Genomic DNA, 19,889 nt, shown 5'->3' on the forward strand with positions numbered 1-19,889 from the left:
ACAGATGGCCGTTTCGACTTCACCCCCCGCCGATCTTTCTGCTGCCCTCGTTCTCGAGCCGGTTGCGGCAGCCGACTGGCTGGTGATCCTCCCGGTTGCCTGGTGCCTGGCGATCGGTGCGTTGCTGGTCATGCTGCGCCGCCCGATCGGCCTGCATCCGTTCATCGCCATTGCGGGGCTTGCGGGCCTGGTGGTGATCGACGGGTTGCTTTTGCACCATGTGATCGCGAGCGGCCCGGTGACGATGGTGATGGGGCGCTGGCTGCCGCCCTTCGGTATCGCCTTTACCGTCGATCTCACCGGCGCACTATTTGCACTTACGGCGTCCGTCGTAGCACTTGCCGGCGGCGTCTACTCGCTCTCCGACATCAATGACAGCGGCCGGCGATACGGTTTCTATCCTTTCCTGATGCTACTTATGGCCGGCGTCTCCGGTGCGTTTCTGACCGGTGACATCTTCAATCTCTACGTCTGGTTCGAGGTGCTGCTGATCTCGTCCTTCGGCCTGATCGTGCTCGGCTCCGAGCGCGAGCAGATCGATGGCGCGGTGAAGTATGGTTTCCTCAACCTCGTCGCGACGACGCTGTTCCTGGTCACCACCGGCTATCTCTATGCAAGCTTCGGAACGCTCAACATGGCCGACATCGCCCGCAAGGCCGAAGGCCTGCGCGGCACCGCGCCGTTGATGACGCTGACAGCATTGTTCCTGCTGGCCTTCGGGATGAAGGCGGCCGCATTCCCCGTCAATTTCTGGCTGCCGGCGTCCTATCACACGCCGCGCGTCGTCGTGTCGGCACTCTTCGCTGGCTTGTTGACCAAGGTCGGCATCTACGCGCTGATCCGCGTGACCGTGATGCTCTTGCCGGTGGAGCGGGAAGAACTCAGCTTCGTCATCGCGGTGATCGGGGCGTTGACGATGCTCGTCGGCGTGTTCGGCGCGCTCGCACAGGCCGATTTCCGTCGCATGCTCGGCTATCTCGTGATCTCCGGCATCGGTTCGATCCTTGCGGGCGTTGCCGTTGGCGGGCCGGGCGGCATCGGCGGGGCGATCTTCTATGCGCTGCATTCGATGCTTGTCATGACGGCGCTCTACTTCGCCTCGGGCGTTGCGGCGAAGCTTGGCGGCAGCTTCTCGCTATCGTCGCTATCAGGTCTTTATCGCCGCCATGCTGGCTTTGCCGCCATCAGCCTGATGCTCGCCTTTGCCGTGTCCGGCCTGCCGCCGTTCTCCGGCTTCTGGCCGAAGGTCATGCTGGTCAAGGCAGCACTCGACATCGGCGCCTGGTGGCTTGCGGCCACACTGCTCGTCACCGGCTTCCTGACGACGATCGCGACCGGCCGCTTCTTCCTGCTTGCCTATTGGCGGGACACGGCCGGAGGGCAGGGGGCAACGGACAAGGCGCAGATCCCGGCGACCATTCTCCTGCCTTTGGGCGTGCTGACGTTGCTGACGCTCGCGATCGGCCTTTATCCCGAACCGCTGCTGGCAACGATCCAGAGTGCCGCCGCCGGCCTATCCGAACCGTCCGGATATCTGAACTCGGTCTTCCCGGGAGCCGCGCGATGATCAAGTTCCTCTGGATCAATCTGGTCTTCACCGCGATCTGGGCTGCGATCAGCGGCAGCCTCGGCGTGCCGAACCTGTTGCTTGGTTTTGCCGTCGGCGCACTGTCCCTGTGGCTGATCCGGCGCGAATTGCAGCCTGTCGCCTACCCGGTCCGACCGCTGAAGATCCTGCTGTTGACCGCGTTGTTCTTCAAGGAGCTGGCGGTTTCGGCGACCAAGGTCGCATTCATGGTCGTCCAGCCGAAAATGCGGCTGAAGCCAGGCATCTTCTCCTACCCGCTGACCGTCAAGAGCGATTTCGAGATAGCACTGCTGGCCAACCTCATCACACTGACGCCGGGTACACTTTCCGTCGACGTCTCCGAGGATCGCAAGATCCTCTATGTTCACGCCCTTGATTGTGCGGATCCCGGCGGCCTCAGGCGCGATATTGCCAATGGTTTCGAACGCCGGATCAAGGAGGCTTTCGAATGACGCTGCCGGACCAGATACTTTCGACCGCCACCGGCTTCGCGCTTGTGTTTTTGTCCGTGGCGCTGCTGGTGACCGTCTGGCGCATCATCCGCGGCCCGACGCTGCCCGATCGTGTTCTCGGCCTCGATATGCTCGTAGCCATCGCCATCGGTCTGATCGCGGTCGTTGCCATCCGCACCGGCTTCAATCTCTACATCGATATCGCCATTGCCCTGGGGCTGGTCGGTTTCCTTGCAACCATCGCCTTTGCCCGATTTGTTCTGGCACGCGGTCTGTCGCCGGAGAAGGGCAGCCTGGTGCAGGCTGCGCCAGATGCAGGCAAAGGGGGGCGGTCGCCGAGGGCGAAAAGTAACAGGCGCAAACGCAAGGGGGCACGCTGATGGAAGCGACCTTCGAGACGATCATTACGCTTTCCGTTGCCGTACTGCTTGTCGGCGGCGCCGTCTTTTCCTTGCTCGCAGCGATTGGCATCGTGCGTTTCCCCGATCTGTACACCCGCATGCACGCGGCCTCCAAGGCCGGGACAGTTGGCTCGGGCCTGCTGCTTTTGGCCGCGGGACTGCATTCGCTCGATGTGGCAATACTGTTTCGGGCGTTGGCGGGATGTTTCTTCTTCGTACTGACGGCCCCCATTTCCGCCCATCTATTGGCAAAGGCCGCTCATCAGGCGGGTTACAGGCTGACGAAGCAGTCGGTCATAGATCAGCTTCCGCAAAAGGAAGAGCCGCGCCGGCATTGAACGGCAACGTTTCTGTTTTTGTATTTCAGAACATTCCGATAGACCGCGACCGCGTTAGCAATTTCGAAATAAAGTTGCTAGCGGCGGCCAAATTTATGTTTGGAATTTTCACTGATCAGTGTTAATCGAGTAAATGTAAAGTGTCGTCGTGGAAAATACTTAGAGCTGAAATTCCAGCTTGAGTTGTGAATATTGGCTGTTGCTTTGAGAGGTTGGTTGTTCCAGCGACTCGGCAATAGGTTTCGTGATCAAAATTCCAACTCTTGATATTGCGGCAAGAATTTGTCCTTGTCGTGCGATTGATGGTCTATCCCAAGGCAGCGAAGGCTTCCCGACGGCATTTGCATGTATTCCTCCCCCTGAAATGTTTTCGGGCTTGTGCTGAATTCCGATAGGAGAAAGAAATGACTGAAACAACGCTTGGCGCGAGCCATGAACTTCTGGTTGAACTGACGGCTGAGATCGTTTCCGCTTATGTCAGCAACCATGTCGTTCCGGCCGCCGAGCTCTCCACGCTGATCGCCGACGTCCATTCGGCTCTCAACAACACGGCGGCGCCGGCGCCGGTCGTGGTTCCCGTCGAAAAGCCGAAGCCAGCCGTCTCGGTCCGCAAATCCGTTCAGGACGACCAGATCACCTGCCTCGAATGTGGCGGTACGTTCAAGTCTCTGAAGCGCCACCTGATGACGCATCACAGCCTGTCGCCGGAAGAATATCGCGAGAAGTGGGACTTGCCGACCGACTACCCGATGGTTGCTCCGGCCTACGCCGAAGCCCGTTCGCGCCTCGCCAAGGAAATGGGCCTCGGCCAGCGTCGCAAGCGTCGCGGCAAGTAAGCAAACCGCCGTCCATCGCCGTGATCGCGCTCTGCGCTGGTTTGGTTTGAGGGGCGGAGCGTAAGTTCATATAAAGGCCGGGCTTTTGCCCGGCCTTTATTTTTTGTGGTTTGGGAAAGTGTGGCTATTCACAAGGCTTGGTTCCGAGGATAGCACGCAGCCGTGATCTCAAGCGGCGAGGCGCGTCTCGGCTTCATTCTTGATCCGCCGGATCATCGAGCGCAGGCCGTTTGCGCGCTGCGTCGACAGGTGCTCGATCAGGCCGATCTTGCTGAACGTATCGATCGCATCCAGCCTGGCGATCTCGGAGGCATGCTTGCCGGAATAGATCGTCAGCACGATGGCGACCAATCCGCGCACGATGTGCGCATCGGATTCACCTTCGAAGATCAGTACGGGATCTTCCGGGTCACCGGTCGCCTGGGTGGCGAGCCAGACCTGGCTGGCGCAGCCTTGCACCTTGTTCTCGCCGGTGCGCTTGGCTTCCGGCATCTCGGGCAGAGCTTTGCCGAGTTCGATCACATAGCGGTAGCGATCCTCCCATTCGTCGAGGAAGGCGAAGTCGTCGATAATCTGGTCAAGCGTGGTCATGGTCCAGTCCGATTGTCGGCACCATCAGGCGGCGCCCGTCGCCGCTCGAGAGCGATGCCTATACCGCGCGATCCTCGCCAGCCCTGACGGCATCGCGATCGGCGTGACGTTCATATAGGTGATGGTAGCACAGATGAGAACCGCGAATCGCCACTCGGATGCGTCAGCGCTCATTTCGGTCGAAGCTGCTGCGCTAGATCGAAACGCTTGTGGGAATTGTTACGGCGCTGGCAGTCGCGCCGGCTGTGCCCGCCGCATCGAGAGATGCCATCGAGGTGGCGAGGGTGTTGCTTGCCTTTCTCGCGTCATCTGCATCGTTGCCCGCACCTTTGGCGCGCAGATCCTGTTCTGCCTTCCTCAGCACTTGCTTGAGCTGCTCGGCAAGCGCCTTGAACTCCGCGATCGTCCTTGCGTCGGAGCTGTCCTGCGAGCCGTCGGAGCTGAATTCGCGATAGGCGCGCTCCACGAAGGACGAAGGCTGCGGCTTGTCGTGATCGTTGCTTTCTTCGCCGCCTGCATTTGCCGCCTCGGCTGTACTTGCCTGCATCGCCGCCATGGCAGCCGTTGTTGCCGCGGATTCAGCACCTGCCGTGGCGTCGCTGCCTCCGCCTGTCATGCCGGTCGAGCCACCGCCGGCGAATTGCTGTGCGGCGGCGCCAAGCTGCTGGGCCAGCTGTTTTGCAAGCCGCGCGAGCGTTTCCGGGTCCGAAGCCCAAAACCGCAGCATTCGCAGTTGTTCCTTCAGCTCGTCCAGCTTCTTCTTGGCCACGGCCTTGCGGCTGGCAGTGGTTTCTTCATCCGCGCGCAAGAGATTGAGAAGAGGAGACCCGTTCTTTTGCTCCAGCGCTGCCGCATCGGTCGCGGCTGGCGATCCGGTTGTGGTCGCACGCGTCGCGCCGGCATTTGAAAAGAACCCGTATATCTGCATCGGGGCAGTAGTCTCCGCTGAATGTGCGGGGACCTAAACAGCCATGTCTTGTGCGAGCCTGTCGCTGGACCGCCCTTCGGTTGCAGCCCGAAAAAAGAAAAACGCCGCGAGGGGATGGGTTCCTCGCGGCGGCCGCATGAAGGCGGCAAGTCAGGCAGTGTCAAAGGATGTTTCGGCGGCGGTCGGACGGACCTGCTGTTGCCGGAAGAAATGCTTACTGGGTCAGCGATGCCTTGGGATCGAGGCGCTTTTCCGGAACCGGGGTCCGCTTGAAAATTGGAGCAGCGTCCGCGGCGGTCTGTTCGACGGGAGCTGCCAGTTGATCGGCGGTCTCGGCCACCTGGCCCACGGTTCCGGTCGTTACCTTGGCGTCGGGCTTGATCGCATCGGTCTCGGCGAACTGCGTGTCGAGGAATTCGTAGGCGATGCGGGCGCCTTCACGGGCTCGATGGCCGAGTGCGACGAAGGTTTCAGCACCTTTCTCGCAGACGTCAGGCTTCTGGATGCAGATGGCGCTGATGTACTGGAAGGCCTCGTTGGCGGCAGAGAAAGTATCGCCGAGCTCGACCTTCGGTCCGTGCTCCAGCTTCTCCGCGCTCGACGGATCGAGGAACGGCAGCAGTACCAGTACCATCGAAAACCAGAATGTCGCCTTGATGAGAAACCACATGTTCTGCCCATCCTGTATTCGGCTGCCGCGCCCGCCGGTCTTCTAGCCGGTTTTTCCGCCTTCGGCATCCTGGAGCGCCGCTGTATCCCCTGATACCCGTTCACGCCCGCCGTCGTTTCCATGAGGACCGCCGTCTTTCGTCGTCCGGCCCTTTGTTGAGACGGACATTAGGCAGGGAATCACAAGACCGCATTTCAAAAACCCGCAGCATTTGTTTCGAATTTTAATGAAATTCCCGATTTCGAGGATTTGCGGGGCATTTGTGTCGCATTTTAGCTTTTGCCGTTAAGGATCGTGGCGGCGGTCCGCCGGCAAAGCCTGAAAGCGTAGGCAACGGCACCGGAGCGCCTTGCCCAAATCCTTAACGAGAGGCGGAAAATGCACGGAAATCCGTTGCTTACGCCCCGTTAACCACAAGAAATGAAGGTCACGCGAATTGCCTCAAAACGGGATTTTTCAGGCATTTGGCGCCGTTCCGGGACAGTCCCGCTTATTCTTTCATTAAGCCGGGGATGCGAGATTCCGACATGTCACGAGGCAGTTCGAATGGCGGCCCGCATGAAGCGGAAAACGGTCACGCTCAGTCTCGCAAGAACAACAAATGTGGCAGGGTAAGGCGTGAGCGTATTGCGTGACATGGTTGGCAGATGGACGTCCCGCGTGGACGAGGCCGCTGCCCTGTGGCTGCCCCGCCGCGAGGCCGGTTCCGCCGTCGGCCGCCGGGACCTCAAGCGTCTGCGCACGGTCGCTGCAGTCTCCCTGACCACGCTTCCGGCAGTCCCGCTTGCACTCGCGCTCGCCATGCCCGTTTCCTCCGCATTGCCGCTCGGCACAGCCCTCTGGGCGTCCGCCTCGCTGCTGGCCGCTGCAGCTGCCATTGCGCGTGGGCGTGGCAAGCAAGGTGGCGAGACGCTTGATCTCGATGCGGCGACACACGAGCTTCCTGATCTTTCGGCCGCCTACGACCTTTTCGCCGGTCTCGTCACCGTGCACGACCTGCGTGGCAATGTTCTCTCCGTGCATGGCCGCGACGCCGCCGAGCATTTGACGCTGATGCGCGACCCGGCTGGCCGCGGCTTCATCGAGCAGATCCATGTCTCCGACCGCATCACGTTCCTGAGCGCGATCGACATTCTGCGCCAGGGCGGCGAGCGGGCGACCGTCAACATTCGCATCGAGCGTCGTTCGCAGCCGACGGAAGGCGAACAATTCGTTCATATGTGCTGCGAGCTTGCACCGCTTCTCGATCGCAACGGCGGTCTGAAGGCGATCCTTGCGCAGTCGCGCGATGTCTCGCAGGAAGCGCGGCTGCGCGCCGAAGCGGCGGCGAGAACGGCGGAAGCGGAATCGGCAAACGATGCCAAGACCCGTTTCCTTGCCGCCGTCAGCCACGAGCTGCGTACGCCGCTCAATGCCATCCTCGGCTTCTCCGACGTCTTGACCGGCGAATACTTCGGTCGTCTGGAGAACGACCGCCAGCGCGAATATGTCAGCCTGATCCACCAGTCGGGCGAACACCTTCTGTCCGTCGTCAACACCATGCTCGACATGAGCAAGATCGAGGCGGGCCGCTACGAACTGGTTCCTGAACCCTTCCGCGTGGTCGAAGCGGTCTCCGCCTGCGAAGCAATGCTGTCGCATCAGGCGCAGGAGAAGGGCGTCAAGCTGGCAAGCCGCGTGACCCGCAACGTTGGCGAGATCAATGCCGACCAGCGCGCCTTCCAGCAGGTTCTCATCAATCTTGTCGGGAACGCCATCAAGTTCACCGATCAGGGTGGCATGGTGACGATCGACGCCGAGCTTGACGGTCCTTCCCTGAAGCTGACAGTCAGCGACACAGGTATTGGCATCGCCGCCGACAAATTGCAGATGTTGGGGCAGCCCTTTGTCCAGATCCAGAACGACTACACCCGCCGCTACGAGGGCACCGGCCTCGGTCTGTCGCTGGTCAAGGGCCTCGTGGCGCTTCACGGTGGCGAGATTACGATCCGTAGCCGTGAACGCGAAGGCACGGTGATTACCGTTACGCTGCCTTGTGACGGCTCCGGCATCGTCGAGGCCAACCGCGAAGAACAGCGCTCGGCCGTGACTGTCGAATTTCCGCCGCGGCTGAGAGATAACGACACGCAGGCGGTTGCCGATGGCGACCGATTCGAAAGGACGGGTTCGAGCGAGGAACGGGGATATGGCGCCGCGCAAGCGAAAACAGCCTGAACGCAAGAAGGCGGCGCGTCCCGCGCCAGGCCTTGCCATGCGTGGGCTGGCGCTCGCCGGCCGAGGTGTTGCGCTTGCCGGCCGGGTGGTCGCCCGCCACCCCTTGAGTGCCGGCGGTACGGCTGCCTTTGCCGTTGTGTTCTCGTTCGTTGCTGCCAACGCCATGTGGTATCAGCACGGCTCACATCCATCACCTCTGCTTCGCACCCGCGTGCCGCTCGTCAGTCCCGAGACGGCCGAGCGCATCGCCGTCGCCAAGGGCGCCGAGATCGAGCCGCGCAATGTCACGACCTTCGTCATCAAGCGCGAGGGCGACAAAGACGCGGAGAGCGTCGAAGACGTGATTGCAGCATCATCATCCGAAGCGCCGTTGGAAAAGCCGACGCCCGAGCGGGTCGCCTCCGTGCCGGACACATCCGCGTCGCCGCTGGTCGCGGACGTCCAGAAGGAATTGGGACGCATCGGTCTTTACGATGGCGTGCCGGATGGGCGCCCGGGCCCACGCACGTCGGCCGCCATCCTGCGGTTCGAGAAACAGGCCGGGCGGCCCCAGACGGGGATCGCGAGCGCCGAGCTTCTGCACACGCTGCGCGCCACGTCGGGCCCGAAGCTGGCAGCCGCCATGCCTGCAAACCGGCCCTACGCCGACCCGAAACAGGCCGTTGCCGACGTTGACCCGGTCGCTGCCGCCATCCGTTCGGCCGAGACGGACAAGATGCTGATCCCGCGGGCCGAAATCCCGGTTTCCAGCGAACTGGTGCTGAACATCCAGAAGGGGTTGAGCAATCTCGCCTACGCCGACATTGTCGTCGACGGCGTTGCCGGAGATCAGACGCGCGCTGCGATCCGCCATTTCGAAAAGCACTACCGCCTGCCGCAGACCGGCGAGCCCAATCCCAAAGTACTGAAGAAGCTCAAGGAGATCGGCGCGCTCTGACGCACCGTCTCCGGCAAGGTCAGGCAACCGGGGTGCCCATGGCACGGCGTCTTTGATGCGTCGTGCAGGCGCGCCAGCCAACGACTTGGGAGGCCGCGGTGCTTCCTCGCGGCGCATCCGGTTTGCAAGCCCGCCGCCGCCCGTGTACAGGCATCACCATGCGCCTCAAATCCCACATCTTCGTCTCCGCCTTGCTACGCCGTGCTTTCGCGCTCGGGGGGTATGCGGCCGTCCTGCGCAAAGGGGCGGAGGACGCCGGCGCGATCTTCATCCGCCAGCGTACGCGCATGGGGACCGAGACGCTGTTTGCGCCGGCGCCGCAAAATTTCTTCGAAGACGACGCCGATACCGGCCGCAAGTTCGAGACGCGGCTGAAGGATCGTGACGGCGATGCGGTGGAGGATGCGCTTGCTCGCGAAATCCGCTTCGATCCGGATTGCTGGATCGTCGAGATCGAACTGGATGATCGCGCCGATCTGTTCGATGTCGTGCCGGACGAGGGAAAAAGTCTCTCTTGAAACATCCGTGAGAGGCGCTTGCCTCTCCACTTGGAATGGAACGCGCTCGGTCGTGCACAGAGCTCGCTGCGGCTGAAAACTATCGGCGGCCGAACACACGTTGCGCCCTGGCGCCACCGATGGCCGGAGCGACCTTGCGGATGGCGGGCTGACGGGCATCATTGGCATGGTCGTCGGCAAGATAGGCCTGGTGCCGTGCTGTGGGCGCGTCTTCCCGCGCGTCCGACTGCAGCCAGGCGTCAAGCCGCTCTCTGCTTGACTTCGGGTCCATTGTGCCGGTCAAGGCTTCCGCGCGGCTGGCCCCGCCGATGCGCTCGGCGAGATGCGGATAGAGCGATTGCAGGACGAAGATGAGATCGTCGCTTGGCAGCGAAAGGGCAATCAGGCTCGTCGCCAGCTGCTGGCCGGAGACGTCGAGAAGAATGCGCTCGACCAGAGGGCCGCCGGCATCGAGCGCCGTCGCCAGCGCACGAGAGAACAGGATGATCTCACCGCTCCGAGCAAAACGCACCAGCAGCGCGCTGTGCAGCCCGCTGATCGGGACGATGGTGGACGCGGCTTCGCGCGCACCGGTACGCGCAAGCGCCTTTATCTCCGCGCGCAGGCTCTCCTCGCGCGCGGCTCGATCCACTTCGGCGTCGGCATCCGGCTCGGCCGAAGCTGACGGAGCCGTGACTGGTCGTTGCTGCACGTCTGGGCGGGCGGAAAGACCCGCGGGGTTGTGGTGTTCGACCAAGGCATCGATGACGGACGGGGACAGGGCGGCGCGGCGCGCAATCGCGCTAGCATGCGCCGCGCTGTGCTGGCGGATGATGCCGATCAGCGTTCGATCCGAAAGCGCTTGCGAGCGGGTCAGGAAAATGGCGGCGATCGAGATCGGCATGCTGCCGATCAAAGCTGCGACCGGTTCGGGAACATGGGGGCATTGCGACAGCGCGGCGGCGGCCTGACGGCGCGCTTCGCTGCTGGAGCCGAGGAACAGGGGTTCGAACAGTTCGGAAAACTGCTTCATATCGGACTTGCGCGGAATTCGCAGGCTCTCGAAACCGCTGACGGTTGCCATCAGGACGACGTCCTTCAAGCGGCCCGTCTGTGGCCTTTCCAACTCACGAAAGCGATCCGTCACGATAAATCCTTGCACGCAAAACATGATTGCCATTGCCGGCGACCCGGAACGGCACACGTCACTAAAAATAAAAGAAAAGCGTTAGCGTACTGTTAACTATGGAGGTTGGGGCTTTATTCAGGCTTGCGGCGCGCAAGCCGCCGGCGGTTTTGTGTGGTTTCTGCCGTAAAGCCTTGCTTGCTGTGGGTTCGATCGCCTCCAGCCTTAAAAAATCCACAAGCGGCTTTAAGTGATCGCGGTGACGGTGAAGGGTTCCGGACGCCCGCCGACGCAAGAAGGCTTAGTGAAGAGGGGCCTTCCGATGGGAGACAGCTTACTGTGAAGAAAATAGTGTTGCGCGCGGCGGCCATATGCGCGCTTTTCCTGGCGCCGGCGATCGCCGAGGCTGCAGAGGGATTTGCAACTGCCAACGTCAATATGCGGTCCGGTCCAAGCACGCGCTATCCGGCGGTGTCGATGATCCCGGCCGGCGAGTCCGTTGAAATCCACGGCTGCCTTGCTGACCTGCCCTGGTGCGACGTTTCCTTTTATGGCGGCCGCGGCTGGGTAGCGGGGCGCTATGTGCAGGCGAACTATCGCCGCAACAGGGTCTATGTCGAACCGCAATATTACCGCCCGCTCGGTATCCCGACGGTGGTCTTCCAGTTTGATCGCTACTGGGACCGCAACTATCGCAGCCGTGACTTCTATCGAGACCGTGACCGCTGGCGCCGCGGGCCGGATTGGGTCGACGACAACCGTCGCCCGCGGGACTGGGAGCGTCAGCGCGACCGTGATCGCCGCGACTGGGAACGCGACCGCGCCCGGCAGGAGCGCGAGTGGACGCGCGACCAGGCGCGCGAGCAGCGCGAACGGGATCGAGATCGCCAGAACTGGGAGCGCAACCGAAGAGATGGCGAACGTTGGGACGATCAGGCGGGAGGCGACAACCGCCGCGAATGGGAGCGTCGCCGTGATCGCGAAGGCGTCCGTGTCCGGGAAGATTTCGAGGATGGTTATGGCGGCGCGCGCCCAGCCCCGCTCATTCGATGCCAGGCGATGGACCCATCCTGCGTAGAATGATGTGCGTGAAATGAAGAAGCGGCGGGCGGTTTTGCCCTCGCTTTCAGACGGGCGGCCCTTGGGTCGCCCGTTTCCGTTTTCGCACGGGCTTTCGGCTTGTCGTCGGAACCATTGTTGTTTCGATGCGTTGAGGCCGGGCAAGAGAAGGAGCGTTGCAATGGTAGAAAAGAAACTGCAGGCGGTGGCTGACACGATCGAAAGTGAAGTGGAAACATCGGCAGCCCGGGTCGAGTTGGAGGCGCAGATTGCGGAGTTGCGCGCCGAGATCAGCCGACTGACCGAGACCGTTTCGGCGATAGGCACTGGTGCCAAGGCGGTGGTGCAGGGTGAAGCGGAATTGATGACGGAGCGGGTGCGCGAGCGCGTCCGCGAAGAGCCGATTTCGACGCTTCTGACCGTTGCCGGTGTTTCGTTCCTCTTTGGCCTGTTATCCAGGCGCTAGCCGTTCCCCGTCCGCCCAAAGCTGTTACCCCGGATACAGTGTTTAGTTTTTCCGGGGGACATACTGCCCTTAGGTTCGGGGCGCAGATGCGGCGTTAACCATCTGTTAACCAGCCTATGGCTCAATCGAAGCGGACCGTCTATGATTGGTCTGTACCACTCGAGCAAGCCGCAACCTCCGGGCGACCGGAAGAAGGAGAAGATGAGAAAAGCGCGCCTGTCCGGGTTATGCCCGGGAAAATGCGCTGGCCCCGAAAGGGCAGGGTGAAATCTGTACGGTAGTTCATCCGTCTCAAGCCTTTATGGAGACGAGCATGGCAGACGTGATCAGAATTGAGGACCGCAAGGTCCAAATGCCACCACGCAGGCCTCCGGCCATATCGGGCGGAGCGAAAGTGCTTTTGTTTACCGGCATCCGCTACGAGCGTCTCGACGGCCGCGACCCGCAGCCAACCGCGCCTGACGGACGTCGGATCAAAAAGCAGTAGGCTTCTAGCCACCGCCATGTGTCGGCCCCATCGGCCGGCTTAAGCACGGCTTTGTTCGTGCTGACAACGCTCCGTCTGTGCGGACGCGATCATCTTCTTCACGACATTTGAATAGAAACGGCGAGACTGAAGGTCGGATCTTCTGACGATCAGATTGCACGGCCCGACGCGTGATCGCCCCGGTATACTTATGGCGATTTAAGTTTTTGCTTTCGCGCGACATGCGTCAGCGCCGGAACGGCTCGCAGCTTGATTCCGCCAGGAAATTCCGCACCTGGTCTTCAAAGCTGTCAAGCGGCGCCATGGCGCGCAGCACCGCGTAGCCATCCTCTTCCTTCATCTCCACCATGATCGATTGCGCCAGGGCTTCCGGCGGCGCCTTGCGCAGTTCAACCAGTTGGATCGGCGTCGCAACCACAAGATCCAGCCTGCCGTTGACGGCGGTATGGTCGTTCATGCTGAAGACTTCGTTGGAGCTGCTGTCGAAAACGGCGAGCGACCAGAAGGGAACCGAGCCGCTGGCGAGGAAACGCGCCGGTCCATCGGCGATGGAAAAGCTGCAAACCGCCGTGCGCAGGTAAGGGTCGACATTGCTGAGACCCGTCGGCCCGGGCGTGCTGGTCAAGGAAAAGAAGCTGTCCATCTCGAGAAGGCCGAGCACACGCGTATAGGCGTCACGACCGGTAAACTGCGGCAGCACCAGCACGATGACGATATGCAGCAGTGCCGCGCCCACGAGGCCAAGGATGGAGGCGAACAGAACACTACGCATCGCCGCATCCCGTTTTCACGACCTTCGGCATTGCGAGATCGATGAGGCCGGAGGAGCCTGCGGTCGGTGTATCGAGCAGCGTCAGTATGAGCCGGAAGGTGCCTGAATGCCGCAATGCCACCCAGTTGTCCGGCTTGGCGTTCGGCGAGACATGGATGCTGAAGGAACTGTCTTCGGCGCGCAGCACCGTCCATGAATTGATGGCCCAAGGCAGATCCGAGCCGGGGCGCAACGGGACGCCGTCGGCATTCGCAGCATAGAGCGTCCAGAACCGAGCTTGCGGCGTCAGCCCCGTGACATCGTAGGAGCAGGCCGCCGAAAGCTTGTCTCCCTTGTCATCGACCTGGGCCATGAACATCAACCCTTCGGCGCCGCCGTAGAGCAGTTCGCCGGCCCGGGCGCGGTGCGCCTTGGCATAGGGGTCGGCCTTATCGGTCTGTGCCTCGGGAAAGGCAACCCACGGGCCGATCGATATGGCGCCGAAACCGACCGTCGCCTTCAGCGCCCAGACGGCCGACGCGATGCCGCCGCCGAAGGCGATGGCAAGGGCAAGGGCGGCGAGGAGGGGAATTCGGAACAATGGCGGCTCTATCGAATATGGTTATGCGTCGCCGCACGGCGCAGCGCTGCCCATGTCTCGCCCATACGCGCGCGCGACGCAACGGCGATCATTGTGCCGAGCTGGCAGCCAGCATCGATCCGGTCTCTGACATCAAGGTTTCGAGCGCGTTCAGTTGCTGGCGGCATTCGGGAGACCCTCTTGGGTAGATCCACCGTCGGCGGCGCCGAGGACAGCCACCTTGCCGCCATTCTTCTCTGGCGCTTTCAAGGCGGGAGCTTTCTCGAAGGTTTCGCCCACGGAACGCAGCAACCGCGTGACATCCGCCGAAAGAGAGCGCGGCCGCACAAGTGGAGGCAGGGCATTTTCATCCGGCTTGGCGTTGGCGACCTGTGGTTGCTTGCTCGGGGCAGGTGCGGGATTGGTTATTCCCGGAATCTGGCGGTGGTCGATCCCCTGTTCGGCATAGTCCATCAACCTCTTGAAGGTCATCGCCGGCAGCGACCCGCCGGTCATATTGTTGGTCGAAGTATAGTCGTCGTTCCCGAACCAGACCGCGGTCGTGTAATCGCCGGTGAAGCCGACGAACCAGGCATCGCGGTAGGCCTGGGTGGTGCCGGTCTTGCCGCCCGTGACGATACCGTTGTCGAGTGCCGCCTTGCGTGCCGTGCCGATCACCGGGATCTGTGTCAGCATCGAGTTCATCGACGCATTGGCTTGTTCGGACAGGATGCGCTTGGCCGGCGGTTCATCGCGGGAAAAGTCGTAGAGGATGTCGCCGTCATAGTTCAGGATCTGGCTGATGCCGTGCCGGCGCGATTGCAGCCCGCCTGCCGGGAACACGGCATAGGCGGTCGCCTGATCGAGTACCGTCACTTCGGAGGTGCCGAGCGGCATCGTCTTGTCGGTACGCAGCGGCGTCTCGATGCCCATGTTCTTGGCGGTCTGCACGATCAGTTCAGTGCCGAGCTTGTCCTTGGCGAGACGCACAGGGATCGTGTTGATCGACTTGGCGATCGCCGTCAGGATGGTGATGCGGCCCGCGTAGCTGCGGCCGTAATTCTGCGGCGACCAGCCGCGCCAGGTGATCGGCGCATCGACGACGATCGTCTCGGGTGTCATGCCTTTTTCCATCGCGGCCGCGTAGGTGTAGACCTTGAAGGAAGAGCCGGGCTGGCGCAGCGCACGCGTCGCGCGGTTGAACTGGCTCTCACCATAGTCGCGGCCGCCAACCATCGCCCGGACTGGGCCGCCGTTTTCGACCATGACCAGCGCGCCCTGTTTCACATGGAAGCTTTCGCCGTATTGGCGCAGGCTGGATTCGACCGAATCTTCGGCCGCGTTCTGCAGCCCCATGTCGATGGTGGTACGCACGATCAGCGAATGCTGGGCAAACGGCCGGGCGATGCGCTGCACTTCGTCGAAGGCCCAGTCGAGGAAGAAGTCGGGCGCCTTCACCTGGGCGCGGTCGATGACGGTTGCCGGGTTGAGACGTGCTGCAATCACCTGGCCTTCGGTCATCAGTCCGCCCTGGACGAGGTTTGTCAAAACCTCGTTGGCACGGCCGCGGGCGGCCGGCAGGTTGACGTGCGGCGCGTAGCGCGCAGGCGCCTTGAACAGGCCGGCAAGCATGGCGGATTCCGCCAGGTTGACGTCGGTGATCGCCTTGCCGAAATAGAACTGCGCCGCTGCCGCCGCACCAAATGTTCCGCCGCCCATATAGGCGCGGTCGAGGTAGAGCCGCAGGATCTCTTTCTTCGACAGGTTGGATTCGAGCCAGATGGCCAGAAATGCTTCCTTGATCTTGCGCTCGATGGTGCGCTCGTTCGACAGGAACAGGTTCTTGGCAAGCTGCTGGGTCAGGGTCGAGCCGCCCTGGACGACGCCACCGGCACGCGCGTTCTCGGTCATCGCACGGGCAAGCCCGAGAAAGTCGATGCCGTAATGGTCGAAGAAGCGCCGGTCTTCCGTCGCAAGCACCGCCTTGATCAGATGATCCGGCAGCTCGTCGATCGGGACGGAATCTTCGTGGATGATGCCGCGATGGCCGATTTCGTTACCGTAGCGATCAAGGAACGTGACGGCGAAATCGCTTTGCGCCCGCCAGTTGCCCTTGGTTTCCTCGAAGGCCGGAAGCGCCAGTGCCAGCATCAGCACCGAGCCGGCCGTGCCCCAGGTCATGCCTTCGCCAAGCACCTCGAAGACCACTTTCTTCCAGCCGGTAACGCGGAAGCGGCGGAAGAAAATCGTCGTATCCTCCCACCATTGCGAGAGTTTGAATCCGGCATTCCAGACTGTCGAATCGATCCAGGAATCGATTCTCAGAAAGATGTGCCGTTTCTTCGGCCGGTTATCGTCTTTCCTCGGTTCCCGCACGGTCGCAACGTCCTGAAGGCTTTTGGCATCATGCCGGCGCCCCGCGATATTTGCGCGGCGCGAAATTTCACTCTACTTGCATATCGCGCCGGCGGCCTTAAAAAACCGGCAATTTTCTGCGAAATTTCTCTTCTGCATGTTTCCTTCGATCGTCGCCGACTGAAGGGCAAAGCAGGGAGAAACTCAAATCGCTACTGCGACCTTTGTACGTCTGATAAGACGTGCGGCGCAGTAGCGCGACCGATTTGACGAAAGTGTGATGATGATGGGCGAAATGCCTTTCTGGAAGGCGAAGAGCCTTGACGACATGAATGACGCGGAGTGGGAAAGCCTCTGCGACGGCTGCGGGCTCTGTTGTCTCAACAAGCTCGAAGACTGGGAGACGGCCGAGATCGCCTGGACCTCGATCCGCTGTACGCTGCTCGACGGCGAGAGCTGTCGGTGTAAGGATTATCCCAACCGTCAGGCGACGGTGCCGGATTGCATCCAGCTGACACCGGATGCGGTGCGCGAGATTACCTGGTTGCCGCCGACCTGCGGCTATCGGCTGGTGGCGGAAGGTCGTGACCTCTATTGGTGGCATCCGCTGCTCTCGGGCGATGCCGAGACAGTGCACGCCGCCGGCATTTCCGTGCGTGGCCGCACCGTCGCCGAAGACGGCATCGACATTGAGGATTACGAAGATTATCTGGTGACGTGGCCGCTGGAAGTCGGAGAGAAAAGCTCAGGTTAACAGACGGTTAGTCGTTCCGGTGGAATCGGTATCGCAAGCTCGCGCCATTGCGGGCGCCACTGAGAGCAGCTAGAGGTTGATGGAATTCCATCGTTCTCAGGCGCCCCGATGATCAGCACCGACCGTCTCATTCTCCGCCGACCACGGCTGGAGGATTTCGAACCCTATCAGCAGATGTGGTTGGACCCCGAGATCCTTCGGCATGTCGCACCAGGCCCCTTTTCCCGCGAGCAGATGTGGACGCGGTTCCTGCGCCAGGAGGGCGGTTGGCAGTTCTTTGGCTTCGGCTATTTCGTGATCGAAGAAAAAAGCTCCGGTCGTTTTGTCGGGCAGATGGGCTTCCAGGAATTGCGCCGCGAGATTTCGCCTTCACTGACTGGCACGATGGAAACCGGCTGGACGATCGCGCCCGCAGCGCAGGGGCGCGGCTATGCCAGCGAGGCGGCGCAGGCGGCATTCGATTGGGGGCGGGAACATCACGCCGGGCGTCGTGTCACCGCGATCGTCAGTCCGGCCAATGTGGCGTCCATTCGGATCGTCGAGAAGCTGGGAATGCAACTGTTTGCGCAGACGGAGTATCACGGCAAGCCCGTCACGCTGTTCGACCATATTCTCTAAGGCGGTCTCCGCCCGATGCGCTGGAAGTTTCTACGCCAGTTGCGTCAGTGACGGCCGTTTTTCTTCACCAGGCTTTTAGGCGCAACGTTGCGCCAGGCGGTTTCCATCGACTGGCGGATGAGATCCTCGTCGGCCTCGACAAAGTAGAGCGAAGTCCAGCCTTTGTCGCCCCAACCGCCGGGTACCGCGGCACAGACGCCGGGCTCCATTTCCAAAAGCATGCGCTGCTGGTCCGGCGTGAACTTGAAGACCGCCCGACCCGCCTCTGGCAGAGACATGAATATGCGCTTGCCCACGCGGAAGTCCCGCGTGCCGAAATGGGCATTTTCTTCCGTTCCCGGCAGGCTTAGCGCCAGTTTTTCAATCTCGTCGGTCAGCATGGAAAAAAGAGTAGCACGGTTTTTCCGATTGGCCAAAAGGCGGAAAATCGCCACACCGGCAGGTGTAACGAAGCGGTTTTGCATTGTCCTCTGGCGACAAGATCGCGACGCTATTTGGCCGTCAATTTCTGTCTCTGAGCGCGACCAGCATGCAACCTGATCACGCACAGAACGCGAGAATGCCCCAGGGTGCAAGATGCACTTTGTGTCCGCGGCGAATGACAAACAAAAGCCGCTCGCGGCGTTGACCGCGGGCGGCTTGAAGCTTGATGTGGTGCATTATCGACGAGCGCTGCTCGCCCACCAGCGCGTTTATTCAGCCGGCTGAACGGGCTTGGGTGTCGTCTGGCTGGCAGTGCGCATTTCGCGCCATTCGCTTTCGAAACGGTCCAGCAGCGACTGCGGTACCTTGGACTGCTGCGATGCCTGCTGGTTGTTTACGAGCGTCTGCATCCGATCCTCCCGGGCCTGTTGCAATTTCATGACAAGTTGATGGGCGGACAATTTCACATCGTAAACGCTTTGTAAATCAGTAGGTTAAGTCATTTAAACGATTTAAAAATCTTTAAATCGATTAATTTTTAGCTGATCCACAGTTGCGTTCAGGCGGTTGGCAGCGGCGGGCCATTTCGCGCCGTGTGAGTCGAAGGGGTGATGCTTCGGCCAACCGATCTTGTCGAGCCAACGCTGTTTTGCGATCACGGCGGTGGTGCTCGAGCTCACCACGATGGGAGCGAATACCTCACAGCGCATTCCGAAAATCGCGACAGGCAATGTGAGGTGAGACAAGGCTGTCGATTCGAAACGCCTGCAGCCTGCGCGACGGCGTCAAACAAAGCAGAGGCTTAGAGGAGGGAGTGGATTCTTCGCCTGACCGCGCTCACTCAATCCTGCAGGGTCCGGACTCAACTTGGGAAGAGGTGCGGCCAAGGGATTCAAAGGACTCGGATATTCAAACTCACTTCAAGTTCTGCCGCAAGCCCGGCGAAGGAGCCTGCGCCCACTTGGTCCTTGACCAATTGTCGGATGATAGCAAAAAGGGCTTAACAAATGACTGATCGTCAGAGGCTGCGTCTTTGCTATTCTCTTGGTGGGGTGCCGCGCCTGCGAAGGGTAGGCGAGATCTAATATTGCCGCCGAAGCTGGACCTTTTCCAGTATCGCCCGAGATACTTGTGCAATGCCATCGCGCAGGCGCGCTTTGCCGCCGCCGCGCGACGGGCGGACGCGGTATCCCTCCCACCGCGTCCGCCTGCCTTTTTGTGTGCCGGGGGAGTGGCTCACCGAACCGGGACCGGATCGATTGCCCTTTGTCGAAAGGCGGTGAAAACCATCGATAGGGAGAGGTGCGAACATCGACCCGTTCGTCTGTTCGTCGCCTCCGTACGGTGCGGGTCAGGGTTTCGCACGGCTGGTGTCAGGCGATGGATTGATCCCTCCCGGGTTTCGCCTTTAAGGGAATCGTTGCAATCTGCGGTCGGTTCGCCGTGGATACCGGCATTCACGGATAGCTGTTCGCCCGGCTGGGTGGCCGACATTCATTTGCCATTCAGCCTCTATCCGTTATTGCTTTTGCCATGATGCTTCCCAAGTCGAAAGTGCGTTCATGTCTTCACCAGTGATCATAGCCGCGCTTGCCGCAGGCCTTGCGGGCTTTGCTCCGCCTGAGGTCCGCATGCCCACGGACCTTGTCGTTCGTGTGGCCGGCGATTGCAGCGCCGCCGCTCAGCAAGTCGTTTCGGAAACCGGCGGCGAACTGCTTTCGGCGCAACCGACCTCTGATGGCCAGTGCGTGATTACGGTGCTCGTGCCAGGCAATGGCGGGCGACCGAAGAAGGTGACGGTAAGGGTGCCGATGTAAT

23 protein-coding genes are annotated in these 19,889 nt (G+C 61.3%); 14 read left to right on the forward strand and 9 right to left on the reverse strand.

Features of this window, described 5'->3' with window-relative positions; translation table 11 throughout:
- The first annotated feature begins 4 nt into the window (after positions 1-4).
- From LPJGGPFB_RS07145 to LPJGGPFB_RS07165, 5 genes are all read left to right on the forward strand, one after another.
- Complete coding sequence (locus LPJGGPFB_RS07145) at positions 5-1,567, forward strand: Na+/H+ antiporter subunit D (RefSeq protein WP_173419357.1); 1,563 nt, start codon at positions 5-7, stop codon at positions 1,565-1,567.
- Positions 1,567-2,040, forward strand: coding sequence for a Na+/H+ antiporter subunit E (locus LPJGGPFB_RS07150; RefSeq protein ID WP_173420975.1), 474 nt, complete (start codon positions 1,567-1,569; stop codon positions 2,038-2,040). Before LPJGGPFB_RS07145 ends, LPJGGPFB_RS07150 begins: the two co-directional genes overlap by 1 nt.
- Positions 2,037-2,420 carry a cation:proton antiporter gene (locus tag LPJGGPFB_RS07155; RefSeq protein WP_173419358.1) on the forward strand — a complete coding sequence of 128 codons (384 nt, stop codon included), beginning with the start codon at positions 2,037-2,039 and terminating at the stop codon, positions 2,418-2,420. Before LPJGGPFB_RS07150 ends, LPJGGPFB_RS07155 begins: the two co-directional genes overlap by 4 nt.
- Complete coding sequence (mnhG, locus tag LPJGGPFB_RS07160) at positions 2,420-2,779, forward strand: monovalent cation/H(+) antiporter subunit G (RefSeq protein WP_173419359.1); 360 nt, start codon at positions 2,420-2,422, stop codon at positions 2,777-2,779. The genes LPJGGPFB_RS07155 and mnhG overlap by 1 nt, the downstream gene beginning before the upstream one ends.
- Before the next feature lie 404 nt (positions 2,780-3,183).
- The gene (locus tag LPJGGPFB_RS07165) at positions 3,184-3,615 is read left to right on the forward strand and encodes a Ros/MucR family transcriptional regulator (RefSeq protein ID WP_065782210.1); all 432 of its coding nucleotides are present in this window, start codon (positions 3,184-3,186) and stop codon (positions 3,613-3,615) included.
- Positions 3,616-3,783: 168 nt separating this feature from the next.
- Here LPJGGPFB_RS07165 and LPJGGPFB_RS07170 read toward each other — a convergent pair whose 3' ends face one another.
- The 3 genes from LPJGGPFB_RS07170 to LPJGGPFB_RS07180 all read right to left on the reverse strand — a co-directional run bounded on the left by LPJGGPFB_RS07170 (position 3,784) and on the right by LPJGGPFB_RS07180 (position 5,804).
- Entirely contained in the window at positions 3,784-4,206 is a 423-nt protein-coding gene (locus tag LPJGGPFB_RS07170; RefSeq protein ID WP_173419360.1) for a SufE family protein, read from the reverse strand.
- Between the two features lie 193 nt (positions 4,207-4,399).
- Complete coding sequence (locus LPJGGPFB_RS07175) at positions 4,400-5,134, reverse strand: hypothetical protein (RefSeq protein ID WP_173419361.1); 735 nt, start codon at positions 5,132-5,134, stop codon at positions 4,400-4,402.
- 214 nt (positions 5,135-5,348) lie between these two features.
- Positions 5,349-5,804 (reverse strand): DUF5330 domain-containing protein, encoded by a 456-nt coding sequence (locus tag LPJGGPFB_RS07180; protein ID WP_173419362.1) that lies wholly within the window; start codon positions 5,802-5,804, stop codon positions 5,349-5,351.
- 636 nt (positions 5,805-6,440) lie between these two features.
- Here LPJGGPFB_RS07180 and LPJGGPFB_RS07185 point away from each other — a divergent pair.
- The 3 genes from LPJGGPFB_RS07185 (at position 6,441) to LPJGGPFB_RS07195 (ending at position 9,473) form a co-directional block, all read left to right on the forward strand.
- A complete protein-coding gene (locus LPJGGPFB_RS07185) occupies positions 6,441-8,018 on the forward strand; it encodes a sensor histidine kinase (RefSeq protein WP_173420976.1) in 1,578 nt (525 codons plus the stop codon).
- Entirely contained in the window at positions 7,990-8,955 is a 966-nt protein-coding gene (locus tag LPJGGPFB_RS07190; RefSeq protein WP_173419363.1) for a peptidoglycan-binding domain-containing protein, read from the forward strand. Before LPJGGPFB_RS07185 ends, LPJGGPFB_RS07190 begins: the two co-directional genes overlap by 29 nt.
- 158 nt (positions 8,956-9,113) lie before the next feature.
- Entirely contained in the window at positions 9,114-9,473 is a 360-nt protein-coding gene (locus tag LPJGGPFB_RS07195; RefSeq protein ID WP_173419364.1) for a DUF1491 family protein, read from the forward strand.
- A gap of 79 nt (positions 9,474-9,552) precedes the next feature.
- Here the strand turns inward: LPJGGPFB_RS07195 and LPJGGPFB_RS07200 are convergent, their stop codons facing one another.
- Entirely contained in the window at positions 9,553-10,623 is a 1,071-nt protein-coding gene (locus LPJGGPFB_RS07200) for a DUF2336 domain-containing protein (RefSeq protein WP_173420977.1), read from the reverse strand.
- Positions 10,624-10,917: 294 nt separating this feature from the next.
- Between LPJGGPFB_RS07200 and LPJGGPFB_RS07205 the strand changes: the two genes are divergently transcribed.
- The 3 genes from LPJGGPFB_RS07205 to LPJGGPFB_RS07215 all read left to right on the forward strand — a co-directional run bounded on the left by LPJGGPFB_RS07205 (position 10,918) and on the right by LPJGGPFB_RS07215 (position 12,590).
- The gene (locus LPJGGPFB_RS07205) at positions 10,918-11,661 is read left to right on the forward strand and encodes an SH3 domain-containing protein (protein WP_173419365.1); all 744 of its coding nucleotides are present in this window, start codon (positions 10,918-10,920) and stop codon (positions 11,659-11,661) included.
- A 157-nt stretch (positions 11,662-11,818) separates the two neighbouring features.
- Positions 11,819-12,103 (forward strand): hypothetical protein, encoded by a 285-nt coding sequence (locus tag LPJGGPFB_RS07210; RefSeq protein ID WP_173419366.1) that lies wholly within the window; start codon positions 11,819-11,821, stop codon positions 12,101-12,103.
- Between the two features lie 313 nt (positions 12,104-12,416).
- Positions 12,417-12,590: a hypothetical protein gene (locus LPJGGPFB_RS07215; protein ID WP_171986895.1), complete on the forward strand. Its 174-nt coding sequence runs from the start codon at positions 12,417-12,419 to the stop codon at positions 12,588-12,590.
- 226 nt (positions 12,591-12,816) lie between these two features.
- On the opposite strand, the gene LPJGGPFB_RS07220 is transcribed toward LPJGGPFB_RS07215, so the two are convergent.
- The 3 genes from LPJGGPFB_RS07220 to LPJGGPFB_RS07230 all read right to left on the reverse strand — a co-directional run bounded on the left by LPJGGPFB_RS07220 (position 12,817) and on the right by LPJGGPFB_RS07230 (position 16,297).
- The gene (locus LPJGGPFB_RS07220) at positions 12,817-13,362 is read right to left on the reverse strand and encodes a DUF1254 domain-containing protein (RefSeq protein ID WP_173419367.1); all 546 of its coding nucleotides are present in this window, start codon (positions 13,360-13,362) and stop codon (positions 12,817-12,819) included.
- On the reverse strand, positions 13,355-13,942 hold the full coding sequence (locus LPJGGPFB_RS07225) for a DUF1214 domain-containing protein (RefSeq protein ID WP_173419368.1): 588 nt from the start codon (positions 13,940-13,942) through the stop codon (positions 13,355-13,357). Before LPJGGPFB_RS07225 ends, LPJGGPFB_RS07220 begins: the two co-directional genes overlap by 8 nt.
- Positions 13,943-14,092: 150 nt before the next feature.
- Positions 14,093-16,297 carry a transglycosylase domain-containing protein gene (locus LPJGGPFB_RS07230; RefSeq protein ID WP_173419369.1) on the reverse strand — a complete coding sequence of 735 codons (2,205 nt, stop codon included), beginning with the start codon at positions 16,295-16,297 and terminating at the stop codon, positions 14,093-14,095.
- Between the two features lie 265 nt (positions 16,298-16,562).
- On the opposite strand from LPJGGPFB_RS07230, the gene LPJGGPFB_RS07235 reads away from it, so the two are divergent.
- Entirely contained in the window at positions 16,563-17,030 is a 468-nt protein-coding gene (locus LPJGGPFB_RS07235; RefSeq protein ID WP_173420978.1) for a YcgN family cysteine cluster protein, read from the forward strand.
- Between the two features lie 108 nt (positions 17,031-17,138).
- Complete coding sequence (locus LPJGGPFB_RS07240) at positions 17,139-17,648, forward strand: GNAT family N-acetyltransferase (RefSeq protein WP_173419370.1); 510 nt, start codon at positions 17,139-17,141, stop codon at positions 17,646-17,648.
- Between the two features lie 44 nt (positions 17,649-17,692).
- Here LPJGGPFB_RS07240 and LPJGGPFB_RS07245 read toward each other — a convergent pair whose 3' ends face one another.
- A complete protein-coding gene (locus tag LPJGGPFB_RS07245; protein ID WP_077504029.1) occupies positions 17,693-18,028 on the reverse strand; it encodes an MmcQ/YjbR family DNA-binding protein in 336 nt (111 codons plus the stop codon).
- A gap of 312 nt (positions 18,029-18,340) precedes the next feature.
- A complete protein-coding gene (locus tag LPJGGPFB_RS07250; protein ID WP_171986894.1) occupies positions 18,341-18,481 on the reverse strand; it encodes a hypothetical protein in 141 nt (46 codons plus the stop codon).
- 1,152 nt (positions 18,482-19,633) lie between these two features.
- Between LPJGGPFB_RS07250 and LPJGGPFB_RS07255 the strand changes: the two genes are divergently transcribed.
- The gene (locus LPJGGPFB_RS07255) at positions 19,634-19,888 is read left to right on the forward strand and encodes a hypothetical protein (protein ID WP_173419371.1); all 255 of its coding nucleotides are present in this window, start codon (positions 19,634-19,636) and stop codon (positions 19,886-19,888) included.
- The last annotated feature ends 1 nt before the right edge of the window (position 19,889 follow it).

This window comes from Ensifer adhaerens (assembly GCF_013283195.1).
In the GTDB taxonomy this organism is placed as follows: Bacteria; Pseudomonadota; Alphaproteobacteria; order Rhizobiales; family Rhizobiaceae; genus Ensifer; species Ensifer adhaerens_G.